The sequence below is a fragment of the Flavobacterium hankyongi genome, assembly GCF_036840915.1.
GTDB lineage: Bacteria > Bacteroidota > Bacteroidia > Flavobacteriales > Flavobacteriaceae > Flavobacterium > Flavobacterium hankyongi.
On record NZ_CP085725.1, the window covers coordinates 1,541,951 to 1,559,048 of the forward strand.

At 30.6% G+C, this 17,098-nt stretch carries 16 protein-coding genes; 13 read left to right on the plus strand and 3 right to left on the minus strand.

The features are described 5' to 3' along the window. Position 1 precedes the first annotated feature (1 nt). A complete protein-coding gene (gene ccsA, locus LJY17_RS07145; RefSeq protein WP_264543158.1) occupies positions 2-3,133 on the minus strand; it encodes a cytochrome c biogenesis protein CcsA in 3,132 nt (1,043 codons plus the stop codon). Between the two features lie 139 nt (positions 3,134-3,272). Further along, on the minus strand, positions 3,273-3,713 hold the full coding sequence (locus LJY17_RS07150) for a hypothetical protein (RefSeq protein WP_264543159.1): 441 nt from the start codon (positions 3,711-3,713) through the stop codon (positions 3,273-3,275). Positions 3,714-3,893: 180 nt separating this feature from the next. Between LJY17_RS07150 and LJY17_RS07155 the strand changes: the two genes are divergently transcribed. The 11 genes from LJY17_RS07155 (at position 3,894) to LJY17_RS07205 (ending at position 14,561) form a co-directional block, all read left to right on the plus strand. Continuing rightward, positions 3,894-4,517: a response regulator gene (locus LJY17_RS07155; protein WP_264543160.1), complete on the plus strand. Its 624-nt coding sequence runs from the start codon at positions 3,894-3,896 to the stop codon at positions 4,515-4,517. A gap of 80 nt (positions 4,518-4,597) precedes the next feature. After that, positions 4,598-6,424, plus strand: coding sequence for a tetratricopeptide repeat-containing sensor histidine kinase (locus tag LJY17_RS07160; protein WP_264543161.1), 1,827 nt, complete (start codon positions 4,598-4,600; stop codon positions 6,422-6,424). 137 nt (positions 6,425-6,561) lie between these two features. Beyond that, the gene (locus LJY17_RS07165) at positions 6,562-7,953 is read left to right on the plus strand and encodes a hypothetical protein (protein ID WP_264543162.1); all 1,392 of its coding nucleotides are present in this window, start codon (positions 6,562-6,564) and stop codon (positions 7,951-7,953) included. 95 nt (positions 7,954-8,048) lie between these two features. Further along, entirely contained in the window at positions 8,049-8,813 is a 765-nt protein-coding gene (locus LJY17_RS07170) for a Rossmann-like and DUF2520 domain-containing protein (RefSeq protein WP_264543163.1), read from the plus strand. Then, positions 8,797-9,324 carry a KdsC family phosphatase gene (locus tag LJY17_RS07175; protein ID WP_264543164.1) on the plus strand — a complete coding sequence of 176 codons (528 nt, stop codon included), beginning with the start codon at positions 8,797-8,799 and terminating at the stop codon, positions 9,322-9,324. The genes LJY17_RS07170 and LJY17_RS07175 overlap by 17 nt, the downstream gene beginning before the upstream one ends. Positions 9,325-9,333: 9 nt before the next feature. Next, positions 9,334-10,257, plus strand: a complete 924-nt coding sequence (locus LJY17_RS07180) for a geranylgeranylglycerol-phosphate geranylgeranyltransferase (RefSeq protein WP_264543165.1) — start codon at positions 9,334-9,336, stop codon at positions 10,255-10,257. Beyond that, complete coding sequence (locus LJY17_RS07185; RefSeq protein WP_264543166.1) at positions 10,247-10,831, plus strand: Maf-like protein; 585 nt, start codon at positions 10,247-10,249, stop codon at positions 10,829-10,831. Before LJY17_RS07180 ends, LJY17_RS07185 begins: the two co-directional genes overlap by 11 nt. 91 nt (positions 10,832-10,922) lie before the next feature. Further along, entirely contained in the window at positions 10,923-11,447 is a 525-nt protein-coding gene (locus LJY17_RS07190) for a hypothetical protein (protein WP_264543167.1), read from the plus strand. 207 nt (positions 11,448-11,654) lie between these two features. After that, a complete protein-coding gene (truA, locus tag LJY17_RS07195; RefSeq protein WP_264543168.1) occupies positions 11,655-12,407 on the plus strand; it encodes a tRNA pseudouridine(38-40) synthase TruA in 753 nt (250 codons plus the stop codon). Then, positions 12,394-14,148, plus strand: a complete 1,755-nt coding sequence (locus tag LJY17_RS07200; RefSeq protein ID WP_264543169.1) for an ABC transporter ATP-binding protein — start codon at positions 12,394-12,396, stop codon at positions 14,146-14,148. The genes truA and LJY17_RS07200 overlap by 14 nt, the downstream gene beginning before the upstream one ends. A gap of 14 nt (positions 14,149-14,162) precedes the next feature. Further along, a complete protein-coding gene (locus LJY17_RS07205) occupies positions 14,163-14,561 on the plus strand; it encodes an acyl-CoA thioesterase (RefSeq protein ID WP_264543170.1) in 399 nt (132 codons plus the stop codon). On the opposite strand, the gene folP is transcribed toward LJY17_RS07205, so the two are convergent. After that, on the minus strand, positions 14,558-15,379 hold the full coding sequence (folP, locus tag LJY17_RS07210; RefSeq protein ID WP_264543171.1) for a dihydropteroate synthase: 822 nt from the start codon (positions 15,377-15,379) through the stop codon (positions 14,558-14,560). The two genes, LJY17_RS07205 and folP, sit on opposite strands and share 4 nt — an antisense overlap. A gap of 76 nt (positions 15,380-15,455) precedes the next feature. On the opposite strand from folP, the gene LJY17_RS07215 reads away from it, so the two are divergent. Both LJY17_RS07215 and LJY17_RS07220 read left to right on the plus strand, forming a co-directional pair. Further along, positions 15,456-15,998 (plus strand): DUF1599 domain-containing protein, encoded by a 543-nt coding sequence (locus LJY17_RS07215; RefSeq protein ID WP_264543172.1) that lies wholly within the window; start codon positions 15,456-15,458, stop codon positions 15,996-15,998. A gap of 2 nt (positions 15,999-16,000) precedes the next feature. After that, complete coding sequence (locus LJY17_RS07220; RefSeq protein ID WP_264543173.1) at positions 16,001-17,098, plus strand: BT_3928 family protein; 1,098 nt, start codon at positions 16,001-16,003, stop codon at positions 17,096-17,098.

The following is a 17,098-nucleotide window of genomic DNA, read 5'->3' on the forward strand; positions in this document are numbered from 1 at the left end:
GTTATTTGGTTTTTTCAATTAGCTTGCGTCTAATATAAACAATTATCGAAAACGTTATGAAAAAAATTAACACATATCCATAAATTTTAACATTTTGTTTCTCACCAGAAGCATATGAATGCAGACCACTTAAGTGAAAATTAACCCCGAAGTAAGTCATTAGAATAGAAGCAAATGCTAGTACACTCATGAAATTATAGATGAATTTGCCACGCAAAGCAGGAACAAAACGCATATGAATTACAAAAGCATAAACCATTATACTGATTAACGCCCAAGTTTCTTTTGGATCCCAACCCCAATAACGTCCCCAACTTTCATTTGCCCATTGACCTCCCAAAAAGTTACCTATTGTAAGCATCACTAAACCAACGGTTAACGCCATTTCGTTAATATAAGTTATTTCCTTAATATTAAGATCCATTACTTTTTTATTCTCCTTAGTAGTAAACAGCATCAATAACATAGCTACCAAACCTAAAATTGCTCCTAATGCAAAAGGACCATAACTAGCCACAATCACTGCTACGTGAATCATCAACCAATAAGAATTTAGTACAGGTTGCAAATTCGCAATTTCAGGATCCATCCAACTCCAATGTGCCACCATTAAAATCATAGCTGCAACAAATGCTGTTGATGCCACAGTTAATTTGGATTTTCTACCAAAAGCCAATCCAAAGAACATTATTGACCAACCCACATATATCATTGACTCATAGGCGTTACTCCAAGGTGCATGTCCAGAAATATACCATCTGGCAATTAATCCAGCTGTATGCAATAAGAACAACAAAGCGATGATTCCATGAAAAACATTAATAGTAACTGAAACCCATTTCTTTTTGTTGAATATATTAATGATTACAAATAAAAACATTAATAATCCCGCATAGATATACCAAGAATAAAGCTTTTTAAAGACATCATATTTATTATATGCTACTTCAAGACCAATTTGTTTGTCTGTAGGTCGAACTTCATAGCCATACTTTTTCTGGTACTTATCTAATCCAACTACTAAACTATTAGCCAGTTTATAATCGTTTGATAAAGCGGCTTTATCTAACGAATTTAAATAAAATGGTAATACATTTTTTATTGTATCTAAAGCCGTATTAGTTGTCTCATTGAGTTCAAGATAACTTACCCATTTATTGTTTTTGTCATACGGTTTAGGAAAAATCTTTAATATTTGTCCACTTAAAGCCGAATACAAAAGATTTACTTTTCTATCTGCATCGATAAAATCTTTTTCAAACTGAGTTGGCACAGCTGCTTTGTATGCTTTATCTATTTGATTAGTTAACTTATAATTTCCTTTTTCATCAAAAAAATCAATCATTTTAGCATACTTTGCTTCTTTATCTACTCCAATAACTTTTCTGATACTATCATTTCCTTTTTTCAAGAAAATAATTGGTACTTCATACCAAACTTGTGGAAATTGCGTAATTGACAAAAATACTTGGTCAGCATTCATGTCTTTGTACGTATCACTTTTACTTACTTTACGAAGTAATTCAGATGAAAAAGTATTGATAGGCTTCATACGACCACCTTCATCCTGAATAACAAGTCGTCCAAACTTTTCTGCGTGTTCTGTTGGCACTAAAAATTTATTTAGTATGGAATCTATTTGTTTTTCAGTAACCTTTTGGTGTGCATGATTATCATGCTGTGCAAAACCAGCGAATGAAAATAATAGAATGATTACAGAAAGTGCCGATTTTTTAATTCGTATTTTATCCAATTTTTCTTTAAGTTCCCCAAAACGAGAATACTTGGTAAATAAAATTGCCATCATCCCAAAATATAATAAAAAGTATCCTATATATGTTATCCAAGTTCCCCAAAAATCATGGTTAACTGATAATTTAGTTCCTTTTTCATCTGGATCGAAGCCTGCTTGAAAAAAACGATATCCTTTATAATCTAAAATATTATTCATGAAAATTCGAGCATCAAATGGTTTCTCATCTTGAATTGTTACTTGACTTTCAAAAGCAGAATAACTCTTTTCTGTTCCAGGGTATTTAGACGCAATGAATTTATTAAGCTTTATTTTAAAAGGTAAGTCATATACTTTACTACCAAAAATAACAGTGTAATCTAAATCGCCAATTTTAAAACTTTGTGGCTCACTTATTTTTCCTTTTGAACCTAATAATGTGATTGTTTTTTCTTGATTTTGGTTAGAAATTTTTAACACTAAAGCATCATCCGTTTCTTTATCCTTATAATCACCGTTAGATTTATACTCTTTGATTCCTTTTAATGCGGCTTCTGGAAATACAAACTGTGCTCCTCCTACATTATACAATGATCGGTACATTAAATCAGCTTTAGTATCTTTTACAACATTTCCTTTGAACTGATCAGCCATACGCATGAAATTACCATCAAAAGGTGTCTCTATTGTAGAGATTTTATCATTTATAGTAATATTTACGGCTCCTTTTGTATACTTATTGAGCGCGAATAAAATATTATGAATACTTTGAACTTCCCCTTCTTTCAAATAATGTTCATGACGACCACCTTGACCAGCTTCAACCATTTTTAGATATAAAACGCCTTTGTCATCTTGTTTTATGGTTTCTTTTGCTCCCATAATATAATCTAGAAGCTCAACTTTAAAAGGAATTTTACTAAACTGATACTCGTCTGTAAAAGTGTTATCTACAGCTCCAGAAAGCAGTAACGGTTTTTCAAATGTTCGTCTTTTAGTTTCACCTTCATGTTGACCATCAACATACAGAGTAAGATAAGTCCTGTCAGAAAAAAACTGACTTTCAGTAGCTCCTTCTCTTATAGGCATCATTCCTTCATAACTAATATATCTTGTTACGAAAGCTCCCAAAAGAATTAAAATAAATGACAGATGCAGCGTTAAAGTTGCCCATTTTTCTTTTTTATACAACTGATATCTTTTTATATTACCTAAAAAGTTAATCATAAAGAAAAACATGATTACTTCGAACCACCAGGAATTGTAAATTATGATTCTAGCTGTGTCTGTATTGTAAGCATCTTCAATAAAAGTTCCTGCTGCCATGGCTGCTGCAAATACAATAAATAAAACAGCCATAAGTTTTGTTGAAAATAGGAAGGAGAATATTTTTTTGTCCATTAGTTTGGATTATATTTTTAGTGCAACAAAAATACTCAATTTGTTATTGTAAAGCATTATTGGTTGGAACTTTATCATGTTAAAAAAAACAAAAAAGGCGAAACAAATGTTTCGCCTTTTTTTAAAACTTTATTGATAATTAGATTTTCTCGAAAAGTTTTTTCACATCTTCAACAGACATTATTTGAGAAATTCCTGTAGATTGAGTAACCTTGTTAGTAGTCATGAATTGAACTCCTAATTTACTTGTTGTTTTTGTGTAATGTAACCAAACATAATCGTTAGGTAATTCTAATTTAATATCATAGATTGGGTTTGCATTAAATCCATCAATGATAATTTTATAGAAATTTTCAAAATCATTCTCAACGTTTTTAAATGAAAAGTTTCTAATGCTTTCATCTTCTTTGTTTTCGATATTTTTATAGAAAAAAGTATACTGTGATCCTTCTTTTTGAATATAAACATCATTTGTACCTACTCTTCCTAATTTTTCTAAAGGAGTAGTTGGTAATACCTTAATTTGGCTAAATGCCATACAACTTAAAAGAAGTGCAAGAGCTGTAATGATTTTTTTCATGGTCATTGGGTTAAAATTAATATTTGCCAAACATAACAAAAAAATGTTTTTGTAAAAAATTTAAAAAATTATTTATCAACAACTTAATAGTTAAAAAATGTAAATTAAAAAAATCAACCTTTTGTACAATTGAATAATTATCTTTAAAAACATTACTTTGTAAAATATAACTCATTCAAAATGATTACAATTTGTATTATTGAAGACATTCTAGACATTCTCAACGAATTAGAATCAATTATTAAAAAAGACAATCGTTTTAATCTACTCAAAAGTTTCACTAATGCTGAAGACGCTATAAACGAAATCCCTTCATTGAATCCAAGTTTGGTATTGACTGACATTAATTTGCCACAAAAGTCTGGAATTGATTGTTTGATGGAAATAAAACCAAATTCTCCTGAAATACAATTTATAATGTTTACTATATATGAAGATAGTGACCAGGTATTTGATGCCTTAAAGGCGGGAGCTAGTGGATATATACTAAAAAATACATCTCCAGAAAAAATCATAGATTCATTGATAGAACTTTATGATGGCGGAAGTCCAATGTCGCCTAAAATAGCTCGAAAAGTTTTAAGTTCATTTTCATATGATGCTTCTAAAAATAATGTTTTAGATTTAATTAGTAAACGTGAGCATGAAGTTTTAGTATTATTAAGTAAAGGTTTTTTATATAAAGAAATCGCAGATAAACTAAATATTTCTATAAGTACGGTTAAAAGACATTTGAACCATATTTATCAAAAACTACAAGTACAAAATAAAACTGAAGCCATAAACAAAATGTTGGGACGATAAATTTACGATCAATGAATCTTAAAAAAACTTTTTTGCTGTTTTTATTCTTGCTTTTTAATACTCTTTATTCACAAACATTTATGAATAAAGACAGCTTATTATCATTAATAAAAACAAAAAAAGACACTTCATTAGTTCAATTATATATAGACATAGGACAACAATATGAAGGAAACATTATTGATTCTTCTAAATATTATTATTTCAAAGCTCGCGATTTGAGTAGACAATTAAATTATGTTAGAGGTGAATTAAATTTTATTGCGAACTATACTTTCATCCTAAACAATGAAGGTGACTTCAAACAGTCGCTTTTTTTAAACAAAAAGGCTATTGCATTAGCAAAGCGACTAAAAGACAATAAATACATAGGAAAAGCTTATGCAAATACTGGAGCTTCTTATCAGTTGATGGGAAAATATGAAGAGGCAATAAATTATATGATTGCTTCATCAAAAATTTTTAAAAAACTAAACATAAACCAATATCAAGCAAATTTATACTTAAACATAGGTGTAATTTACAATGAACTTGGTCAAAATGACAAATATTTATATTACTCTAAAAAAGCCGAAACAATTTTTAGAGAATTAAATATGGTTAATGAATTATGTATGGCTCTCAACAACAAAGGCATTGCATATATTTTTTTAGATAACCTTAAAGAAGCTGAAGCGCCACTAAATGAAGCTTTAATTAAAAGCAAACAAATAAACAACCAGAATTTATATGCAACATCATTACTTAATATTTGTGATTTAAAAATAAAATCGAGAAAATTCAATGAGATAAAACCCTATGCCGAAGAAGCTCTTAAAATAGCTCAGGAAATAAATTTTTTAGAAAGTAAAATACTTGCTTTAAAAGGACTCGGAATTTACTATCTACATCAAAAAGATTATGATAAAGCACAGTTTTATGCTTTAAATTCATTCAATGAGGCAGAAAAATATGAAAACAAGTCTAGATTATACGAAACATTAATTTTACTATCAGAAATAGCTTTTAGCAAACAAAATCCTTCAAAGGGAAGTTATCTAAAATTTAAAGCAGATTCTATCTCAAATGTTATAAAACTAGATGAAACAAGAAATAAAATTGAAGATCTTAAGCTCAAATATGAAACCGAAAAAAAAGAACTTAAAATTAAAAACCTAACTCAAGAGAATGATATTCAAAACTTAAAAATAAAACGTCGTTTTTGGATAATGCTAACATTAAGTCTCATTTTATTGAGTTTGGCATATTTTGCATTCCTACAGTTTAAAAATTTCAAAACAAAAAAAGAACTACTTATAGAACAACAAAAAACAGCTGTAGCAGAAGAACGACTTCGTATAGCTAGTGATATGCACGATGATGTAGGCACAGGACTGAGCAGAATTAGATATATTATAAACTCGATAAAGGAAGGAAATACACCTCCTCAAGAAGGTTTAAATAAAGTAACCGAAATAAGTGACGATTCTATTGGGAAAATGAGTGAAATAATTTGGGCTCTTAATGAAAATAATCAAAATCTTGAAGAACTAATATATCACATTCGCTCAAACTCTTATGAAATGGTAGAAAACGCCAACATAAACTTCACTGGTGAACTACCTGAAACAATACCCAACATAAGCTTTGGATGGATGCGAAACAGAAACACCTATTTACTTGTTAAGGAAACAATAAACAATGCCATTAAACACTCAAACGCAAAAAATATTTATTTGAAATTTGAAATTGATTTAAAACTAAAAATTATCATATCAGATGATGGAAAAGGATTTGACAGTTCAAAAAAGTATCCAGGAAACGGTTTGAATAATTATGCTAAAAGAATTGAAAAACTTGGAGGCAGTTACAACATAAACTCCGAAATTGGAAAAGGAACCACAATAGAATACAATATTCCATTATAAACAAATTTTAATTTTTAAAGAAAGGGAGCAAATTTATTATTTACTCCCTTTCTCATTTTAAAAATGGTACAAAAGGTTGATTGACAGGTGATACTCTCAAAAGTAATTTTACATCATAATTAGTAAACTAAAAAATCATGAAAACACTAAAACTATTATTTTTATCAATATGCATGGTTGCATTTAATTCGTGTTCAGAAGATAGCGAGACTACTCCAATTGAACAATTAAAAGTTGAAACAAACATTCCATCAGACATTACAGAAACAACTGCAACATTAGGAGGCAAAGTATTAATCGTTGGAGATAAACCAATTATAGAAACAGGGATTTGTATTTCTTATGACATTAACCCAACACTTGAAGACCCTAACGATATGACAATCAATATTGATTTGGCAAATAATTTCTTTTCTGATAACTTTTCTGGATTTGATCCAGCAACATCTTATCATGTTAGAGCTTATGCTAAAACATCCGAAAAAACAGTGTATGGAGAGGATAAAAGTTTTACAACTTTAGGATCATCAGGTTGTCAAATTGTTAATGTTTCAGGTACTATTTCTTCTCCAACTACATGGACATCTGATAAAGTATATGTTCTTACCAGCAATGTATCTGTAACATCTTCATTAACAATTGAACCAGGTACAATCATTAAACTTCAAAATGCAACTTTAAGAACTGATTCTAGCGGAACAATTATAGCTAACGGCACAAGTACTAATCGCATCGTTTTTACTTCACTTTCAGACGATAGCTTTTGTGGGGACACTAATAATGATGGAAATGCAACATTACCACAAAAAGGAGATTGGAAAAGTTTGTACTTAAATAGTTCAGCTACAACATCATTTAAATATTGTGACTTTTTATATGCAGGAGGAAACGATGGAGGTTACAACAATTCAGTATTAATTAGTGTAGTTGGTTATAAATTTGAATTTGACAATTGTACTTTCGTGCATTCTTTATCAAGTTCTAATTCGACAGCTTTTGCTTTTCATGGTGGATCATATATGATTGACAACACAGTTTCTAAATTTACAAACAATGCTTTCTACGATTGTGATAGACCTATTTATTTAAATTCATATTATACTTTAAACACAAATAATATTTTTCATAACCCCGCTAATGTCAATCAAAAAAATGCCCGAAATGGTATTTGGTTGTACAACACCACTAATCAAGGAGCCACGGTTTCTTGGAATATTAGTGAAGTACCTTATGTAGTTTCTGCGTTTTTTAATGGAGGTGGTAGCGGTGCCACAGACACTGTTAATATAGGACCTAATGTTATAGTAAAATTTGCTGGCGCTAGTGCGGGAATCTCAAAAGGCAATTCAAGAACTGTAAATATTGGTACTGGAGCTGTATTTACTTCCATTAAAGATGACTCAAAAGGTGGAGACACTAATGGTGACGGTAATGCAACCATGCCTGCTAGTGGTGATTGGGACGGTTACTGGAATTACAGCAACGGAAGTTGGATATCTGGAGGTTATATTTTCTATGCTGCTCATTAAAAAATAATGATTCTTAAAAAATTATTTCATACTTAATTTATTGTTAGTTATAAAAAGGTTTTACTCTAGTGAAACCTTTTTATTATTTTAGCCAAATGATTCGGATAGTAATTATTGGTTCAGGAAATGTCGCGCAACACTTGATTTCAGCTTTTAAAAAAAGTACAGATATTGAAGTGATTCAAGTTTATTCAAGAAGTAACAATTTAGATAATTCAATTATTTCTTCAGAAAAAGTAACTAATGATATAACTGCAATTAAAGAGGCTGATTTATACATTATATCTGTTACAGATAATTCGATTGCAGAAGTTTCAGGAAATTTACCTTTTAACAATAAACTAGTTGTACATACTTCGGGGACAACTTCAATGGACATCTTAAATAATAAAAACAGAAAAGGTGTTTTTTATCCTTTGCAAACTTTTACAAAAGGTAAAGAAGTCGATTTTAAAGAAATCCCTATTTGTTTAGAAGCTCAAAATGAAGAAGATTATACTTTTTTACAGAAAGTAGCGCAAACTATATCTGAAAAAGCAATAAAAATAACGTCAGAACAGCGAAAAGCCATTCATGTTTCGGCAGTATTTGTTTGTAATTTTGTAAATCATTTGTACCAAATAGGAAATGAAATTTGTATGCAAAACAATATTCCTTTTGAAATTCTTCACCCACTTATTGAAGAAACAGCAAATAAAATCAAAACTCTTTCTCCAATTGAAGCACAAACAGGACCTGCTAAAAGAAATGATACCGAAACCATTAATACACACTTGAATTTTTTATCAAACGAAACCAATAAAGAAATCTATAAATTACTAACAAAATCTATTATAGACACCCATGTCAAAAAGCTATAAAGAACTTATGAACGACATCACCACATTTATTTTTGATGTCGATGGAGTATTAACTGATGGAACTGTACATGTTTCTCAAACTGGCGAAATGCTCCGCGAAATGAATATTCGTGACGGATTTGCAATGAAAGCAGCCATAGAAAGCAATTATCATATTTGCATAATTTCTGGAGGAAGCAACGAAGGCGTTCGTATTAGACTTCGTAATTTAGGAATAAAAGATATTTATTTAGGATCTCCAGATAAAGTAGAAACCTTTAAAGAATATTGTGACATTTATAACATCAAACCCGAACAAGTATTGTATATGGGTGATGATATTCCAGATTATCACGTAATGAAATTAGTAGGATTACCAACATGCCCGCAAGACGCAAGCCCAGAGATAAAAGAAATATCTAACTACATTTCACACAAAAATGGCGGTAAAGGTGCTGTTAGGGATGTGATTGAACAAGTGATGAAAGTTCAAGATAAATGGAATACTTACTTTAACGGAAAACACGATTAATAACATAAAATGAAATATCTTAAACTTATTCGATATCCAAATTTAATTCTAATTGCTTTAATGCAATTAATTGTTTTGTATGGTTTTTTAAAAGTACAGAGTATAGATTTAGCATTAAATGATTGGCAATACTTTTTACTAATACTTTCTACAATTTGTATTGCTGCTGGTGGATATATTATTAATGATATTAATGATCAAGATTCAGATAAAATAAATAATCCAAAAAGAGTAATTGTTGGCACTCAAATTACCGAATCACTAGCCTACAATTTGTATGTTGGCTTTACAATTGTTGGTGTGGGTATTGGATTTTATTTGTCAAACTTTGTTGAAAAACCAAGTTTCGTAACGCTTTTCATTCTTTGTGCTGCATTACTTTATATATATGCAACAAACTTTAAACAAATATTATTAGTTAAAAATCTCGTTGTCGCCTTCCTACTTGCTTTTAGCATTATAATAGTTGGATTATTAGACATTTTCCCTGTTACCCATACTGGTAACCAGCCTCAAATGAAAATGACTTTCTCTATTCTTGTTGATTTTTCCATTATTGCATTTATTATCAACTTCATTAGAGAAATAGTCAAAGACCTTGAAGATATCAATGGTGATTATAACAATGGTATCAAAACATTACCTATTGTTTTAGGAACTACAAGAACAGCAAAAGTTACTTTAGCTTTATCAGTTTTACCTTTTGTAGGTATTTTATACTATACTTACACCTATTTATTTCACTTGCAATATGCGACTATTTATATATTGGCTTTTTTAATTGGTCCTCTAATTTATTTTATGATTAAAGTTAGTGCAGCTAAAACCAAAAAAGATTTTAAACATTTAAGTGATGTTTTAAAACTAATCATATTCTTCGGAATTCTTTGCATAGGAGTAATTGGATTAAACATAAAATATTATGTTGCATAATAAACTTAAAGACATCAAAATAATCTTAGCTTCTGGATCTCCACGAAGACAACAATTCTTCAAAGATTTAGATTTAGAATTCGAAATAAGAATACGTGAAGTTAAAGAAGTCTTCCCGCCTCACCTACAATCTTATGAAATCACAAATTATTTAGCAGAGCTTAAAGCCAATGCTTTTAATGATTTAGATTCAGACGAATTACTAATTACAAGTGACACTTTAGTCTTATTGGATGGAAAAACATTAGGAAAACCAACTTCCGAAGAAGATGCTATCAAAATGCTCCAAAATCTATCAGGAAAAACTCACGATGTTATTACATCTGTATGCTTTAAAACAAAAAACAAAACCGAAATCTTACACGATATAACAAAAGTTACTTTTGCAGAATTATCCTTAGAAAGCATACAATATTATATTACAAAATACAAACCTCTTGACAAAGCAGGAAGCTACGGAATCCAAGACTGGATTGGCCTTATCGGGATTTCAAAAATAGAAGGATCTTATACAAATGTAGTTGGTTTACCTACCGAAAAAGTCTATCAGTATCTGTTAAAATTTCAATTTTAAAACCTCTTCATAATTTTTCTGGCACAGTTGTTGGATAATATTACCCAAACAAGTTCGTTATAGTATTACCCATAACTTAAAACCATAGATTATGAAAAATATCAAATTAATTTTAGGAACATTTATACTACTTTTTGCGTTGCAATCTAGTGCACAAGTATCAGTTAGTTTAAACATTGGAGGACCTCGTGACTGGTGCGATCATCATGACGAAAGAGTTCAATATGTTTACTTACCAGAATTAGAGTGTTATTACGATAATTATGCATCTGTGTATCTTTATATGGGACCTAATGGATGGATTCGTTCAAGATATTTACCTGAATATTGCCATGGATATGATATAAACAGAGCTCGTTACGTAGTTATTGATTACAGAGGACATTCGCCTTGGAGATATTTTAACGATCACCGTCGTATGTATTACAGAGATGGATACCGTAACTATCGCCAAGAATACTATGGTCCACAATACAGAAGAAGCAAACATGTAGCTGTAGTTCAACATAGAGATTACGATAATGGTCCACGTTATTACAAAAGAGATCGCGATGATGATGACAGAGGAGGACACGGAAACGGAAGAGGACATGGTAATGGACACGGAAGACGTTAACAATCATCTACTTACTATAAATTCAGAGAACTTCGGTTCTCTGTTTTTTTTTTGAAGCATACACATAAGGCTTTTCAGCTATCGTAATTCCCGCTGTCCGTGGTGCACGGCACCTTACTCCCATCGGACTAAAGGCCAACAAAAGGAGTACTTTAAAACATTTTATTCCTGCATCAATTACATTATCTTTGCAAAAAAGATTTTACATTGAGGTATTTTATAGAATTCGCTTACAAAGGGACTCATTATCACGGTTGGCAATACCAGCCAAGCGCCATATCAGTACAAGAAATCTTAAACAAGGTATTTTCTACCCTTTTACAAGACGAAATTGATATTGTTGGAGCTGGAAGAACCGACTCTGGTGTTCATGCTTCTCAAATGTATGGTCATTTTGATACCGAGAAACTTTTCGATTTAGACCAACTCAAATACAAGGCAAATTCATTTTTACCAAAAGACATTGCTGTCTTCAATATTATAAAAGTTCACAACGATGCTCATGCTAGATTTGACGCTACTTCAAGAACCTATCATTACCACATTTCAACTGTAAAAGATGTTTTTAACAATGAATTAACGTGGTATTCTCAGCAAAAGTTAGATATTGAAGCTATGAATACAGCTGCGAAAAAGTTATTAGAATTTACTGATTTTCAATGCTTTTCAAAATCAAATACTGACGTTTTCACATACAACTGCGACATAACAGAAGCATATTGGACAGTAAAAAACAATGAATTGATTTTCACAATTACTGCCGACAGGTTTCTTCGCAATATGGTTCGCGCTATTGTCGGAACATTAGTAAATATAGGATTGCACAAAATAACAATTGAAGATTTTATTACTATCATAGAAAGTAAAGACCGAAAAAAAGCAGGATTTTCAGTACCAGCACAAGGATTATTTCTAACACAAATAAAATATCCGTACATCAACAACGATGAAAACATTTGATACACGACTTTTTAAACGTATATTAGAATACACTAAACCATATAAATTTCGCTACAACAGTGTAATTATTTGGGCAATTTTGCTTTCTATTTTTGCTGCACTTCGCCCCTATCTTTTAAAAAATATAATTGACGATTACGTTTTCCCAAAAAACAACAACGGATTCATTTTAATGTTAACCATTATGGGAATCACACTGGTTCTTGAGGTTTTAGCACAGTTCTATTTTGTATACTGGGCAAACTGGTTGGGTCAGGATATTATTAAAGACATTCGAATTAAACTCTTCAAGCATTTATCAAGCTTTAAAATGAGTTATTATGATCATGAACCCGTTGGAAAATTAGTAACAAGAACTGTTTCAGATATTGAAGCAATCGCCAGAATATTTAGCCAAGGGCTATTTATGATTATAAGTGACTTAATGAAAATGTTTGCTATCTTGATTTTCATGTTTTACATGAACTGGAAGCTTACAATGATTGTTTTATTTTCGATGCCTATTTTGATCTATGCGACAAGGGTTTTTCAAATAAAAATGAAAGATGCTTTTGAAGAAGTTCGAAATCAAATATCCGAAATGAACACCTTTGTTCAAGAAAGAGTAACCGGAATGAAAATCGTTCAGCTTTTTACAAGAGAAGATATCGAATATGAAAAATTCAAAGAAATAAATCATAAGCACAGAGTAGCATGGGTGAAAAACGTTTGGTACAACTCCATATTTTTCCCAATTGCAGATATTGTTACCTCCTTAACACTAAGCTTCATTATTTATTATGGAGCAATTTTGGTACTAAACCATGATCCTTTTACAGCTAAAGGTGATTTATTTGCTTACACGATGTACATTTCAATATTTTTCACTCCGCTTCGTCAAATTGCTGATAAATTCAACGAAATGCAAATGGGAATGATTGCTGCAAATCGTGTATTTGAAGTTTTGGATAATAATAATCACATTGAAACTGATGGCACAAAACCAGCTCCTAATTTTGAAGGAAATATCGAATTTAAAAATGTTGTTTTTGGATACAAAAAAGATGAAGACGTCCTAAAAAACATCAATTTACACATCAATAAAGGACAAACTGTTGCTATTGTTGGAGCTACTGGAGCAGGAAAATCGACAATCATTAATTTACTAAACAGGTTTTACGAAATAAAATCGGGTGAAATATGCATTGACGGTCATAATATAAATGAGTACACTTTAGAGAGTCTTCGCAAACAAATTGCTATTGTACTTCAAGATGTTTTCTTATTTGCAGATACTATTCACAACAATATAACACTAAACAACCTAAACATATCGAGAGAAGAAGTTATTACTGCGGCAAAAGAAATTGGAGCGCACAACTTCATCATGAGTTTGCCTGGTAATTACGATTATGATGTAAAAGAAAGAGGAATAATGTTATCTTCTGGTCAAAGACAACTAATCGCTTTTTTAAGAGCTTATGTTAGCAATCCGAGTATTTTAATTTTAGACGAAGCTACTTCATCAATTGATGCATATTTAGAAGAATTAATTCAAAAAGCGACTGATACCTTAACAAAAGGCAGAACATCTATTGTTATTGCGCATCGCTTAGCTACTGTTATCAATGCAGATAAAATCGTAGTATTAGACAAAGGAATAGTTGTAGAAGAAGGAAACCATCAACAATTACTACAGAAAGATAACGGCTATTACAAAAAACTATACGAAGCACAATTTATTAACCACGAAGAAGTATAAATCATTATTTAAAAATGCAAAAATTTTCAATTGAATTAGACGTAAGAGACTACGAATTAGATGTTCAAGGCATCGTGAATAATTCTGTTTATCAAAATTATCTAGAACATGCACGCCATGAATTTTTACATCATCATGGAATTGATTTTGTAGATTTTGCTCAAAACAATATTATGTTAGTTGTAAAAACTATCGAAATGAATTTTAAAAATTCGTTAGTAAGTCGTGACAAATTCAAAATTGAAGTTTCTGCTGAAAAAGAAGGAAATTTAAAAGTGGTTTTCCATCAAGATATCATAAGATTAGCTGACAACAAAGCCATTTTATCTGCTAAAGTAACTGGAGTAGCCATCAAAAACGGAAGACCCGTTGCTCCAGACACTATTCCGCAAATTGAAGGCTTTTTGAGTTAATTAAACTTATTTAAAAGCTTCACACATTCTACTGCTTCTTTTACATCATGAACTCTTAAAATGTTAGCACCTTTACTCAAGGCTAATGTATTAAGAACTGTTGTTCCATTTAAAGCATTCTGTGGTGTTGTTTCAAGTGTTTTATAAATCATTGATTTTCTAGAAACACCAACTAAAATTGGTAATTCAAACATTTGAAATAACTCTAGTTTAGAAAACAATTCGAAATTTTGTTCAGTTGTTTTTGCAAAACCAAAGCCTGGATCAAAAATAATATCATTTATTCCTAAAGTTCTTGCAGTACTTATTTTTTCAGAAAAATAAAATAATACTTCTTTGACCAAATCATCATAAGTAGTCAATTTTTGCATGGTTTGAGGAGTTCCTCTCATATGCATCATGATGTAAGGCACTTGAAGTTTTGCAACAGTTGGCAACATCTCTGAATCTATATTCCCAGCCGAAACATCGTTAATAATTGCTGCTCCGCTTTTAATGCTTTCTTCAGCCACTTTAGCATAAAATGTATCGATAGAAAGTAAGGTTTCGGGAAAATTCTTCAAAACTGATTCTACTACTGGAATTACGCGTAGTAATTCTTCTTCAGCAGTAATCAAATCAGCTGTTGGCTTTGTGGTTTGTCCTCCAACATCAATAAAAGTAGCACCTTCTTTTAGCATTTTTTCAACCTGATTTAAAACAATCGAATCAGAAGAAAATCTACCTCCATCATAAAAAGAATCTGGAGTAACATTTAAAATTCCCATGACTTTGGGCTTACTCAAATCAATAAGGTTTCCTTTGCAGTTGATGGTCATTTTTATATTTTTTTTAAATAAATTATAAACAAAAAAGGCTATTTTTGGACAAACTTGATACAAATATAAATTAATAATGAGTAACACCTCACAACAATACGACGCAATCATTGCAATTTGTCGTGATTTATACACCAAAAAATTACAAGATTATGGAAGTGCTTGGCGTATTTTAAGATTGCCTTCACTTACCGATCAGATATTTATAAAAGCACAACGCATTCGTTCATTACAGGAAAATGAGGTTCGAAAAGTAGACGAAGGAGAAGCTTCTGAGTTTATCGGAATCATTAATTATTCAATCATGGCATTAATTCAACTAGAACTCGGAGTTGCTGACCAACCCGATTTAAATGTTGATGAAGCTGTAAGACTTTATGATGAAAAAATCAAATTGACAAAAGATTTAATGGAAGCCAAAAACCATGATTACGGTGAGGCTTGGCGTGATATGAGAGTTAGCTCATTAACTGATTTAATTCTACAAAAAGTTTTAAGAGTTAAACAAATTGAAGACAATAAAGGAAAAACAATAGTATCTGAAGGTATTGATGCCAATTACCAGGACATGATTAACTATTCGGTTTTTGCCTTAATTCATATGGATTTAAAAAAATAAACATGAAATATCTAGTACACTTTTCACGTCTGTTTGTTGGCGTATTATTTATCATCTCTGGATTAATTAAACTTAATGATCCTATTGGATTTTCTTATAAGTTAGATGAATATTTTGGTGAAACAGTATTCAACATACCATTTCTACTCCCTTTTACTTTAGCTATAGCACTTTTTGTTGTTATACTTGAAGTAGTTTTAGGTGTTATGCTATTAGCAGGATATAAATCTAAATTTACGGTTTGGAGTTTATTTGGTCTAATCGTTTTCTTCACCTTTTTAACTTTCTATTCTGCATATTTTAATGTAGTTAAAGATTGTGGTTGTTTTGGTGATGCTTTAAAATTGACTCCTTGGGAATCTTTTACTAAAGATGTTGTTTTATTAGGTTTTATTCTGATTTTAATGGCAGGTGTAAAACACATCACTTCATTAATCAATAATAAAGTAGCGACAACTTTATCTTTCCTATCAATTTTAGGAAGTTGTTTTTTAGGATATTATGTTTTGAATCATTTACCAGTAATCGATTTTAGAGCATTTGCCGTTGGAAAAAACATTCAAAAAGGAATGGAAATACCTGAAGGTGCTCCAAAATCTGAATATGAAATGAAATTCATTTATGAAGTGAACGGAGTTAAAAAAGAATTCTCAGATAAAGAATTAATGAATTTGCCTCCAAACGCAAAATTTGTTGATAGAATTGACAAATTAATCAAAGAAGGCTATGTACCTCCTATTCATGATTTTAGTCTTGAAAAAGATGGAGTTGATGAAAAAGATCAAATCCTTTCTGAAGAAAAAGTTGTTTTCTTTACTATGTACAATTTAGATAAATCTTCCGCTGAAGGACTTCAAAAATTAGAAAGTTTCTATCAAAATGCAAAATCAAAAGGATACAGAGTATTCGCTTTAACTGGTTCTGCAAATGATTTAATTTCAAAAGTAAAAAAGCAATATGGCTTAAGTTTTGATTTCTATTTTTGTGACCCTACAACGATTAAAACAATTGAAAGAGCAAATCCAAGTATTATTGTTTTAAATAAAGGAACTGTGACACAAAAAGCACATTATAATGATATTGATTCAATAAAATTATAA

Excerpts from the sequence above, each read along its gene's own strand:
- LJY17_RS07150 (WP_264543159.1), bottom strand. The coding sequence starts at position 3,713 with ATGAAAAAAATCATTACAGCTCTTGCACTTCTTTTAAGTTGTATGGCA.
- ccsA (WP_264543158.1), bottom strand. The coding sequence starts at position 3,133 with ATGGACAAAAAAATATTCTCCTTCCTATTTTCAACAAAACTTATGGCT.
- LJY17_RS07170 (WP_264543163.1), top strand. The coding sequence starts at position 8,049 with ATGATTCGGATAGTAATTATTGGTTCAGGAAATGTCGCGCAACACTTG.
- LJY17_RS07165 (WP_264543162.1), top strand. The coding sequence starts at position 6,562 with ATGAAAACACTAAAACTATTATTTTTATCAATATGCATGGTTGCATTT.
- LJY17_RS07190 (WP_264543167.1), top strand. The coding sequence starts at position 10,923 with ATGAAAAATATCAAATTAATTTTAGGAACATTTATACTACTTTTTGCG.
- LJY17_RS07205 (WP_264543170.1), top strand. The coding sequence starts at position 14,163 with ATGCAAAAATTTTCAATTGAATTAGACGTAAGAGACTACGAATTAGAT.
- LJY17_RS07185 (WP_264543166.1), top strand. The coding sequence starts at position 10,247 with ATGTTGCATAATAAACTTAAAGACATCAAAATAATCTTAGCTTCTGGA.
- LJY17_RS07220 (WP_264543173.1), top strand. The coding sequence starts at position 16,001 with ATGAAATATCTAGTACACTTTTCACGTCTGTTTGTTGGCGTATTATTT.
- LJY17_RS07215 (WP_264543172.1), top strand. The coding sequence starts at position 15,456 with ATGAGTAACACCTCACAACAATACGACGCAATCATTGCAATTTGTCGT.
- folP (WP_264543171.1), bottom strand. The coding sequence starts at position 15,379 with ATGACCATCAACTGCAAAGGAAACCTTATTGATTTGAGTAAGCCCAAA.
- LJY17_RS07180 (WP_264543165.1), top strand. The coding sequence starts at position 9,334 with ATGAAATATCTTAAACTTATTCGATATCCAAATTTAATTCTAATTGCT.
- LJY17_RS07155 (WP_264543160.1), top strand. The coding sequence starts at position 3,894 with ATGATTACAATTTGTATTATTGAAGACATTCTAGACATTCTCAACGAA.
- LJY17_RS07175 (WP_264543164.1), top strand. The coding sequence starts at position 8,797 with ATGTCAAAAAGCTATAAAGAACTTATGAACGACATCACCACATTTATT.
- LJY17_RS07200 (WP_264543169.1), top strand. The coding sequence starts at position 12,394 with ATGAAAACATTTGATACACGACTTTTTAAACGTATATTAGAATACACT.
- LJY17_RS07160 (WP_264543161.1), top strand. The coding sequence starts at position 4,598 with ATGAATAAAGACAGCTTATTATCATTAATAAAAACAAAAAAAGACACT.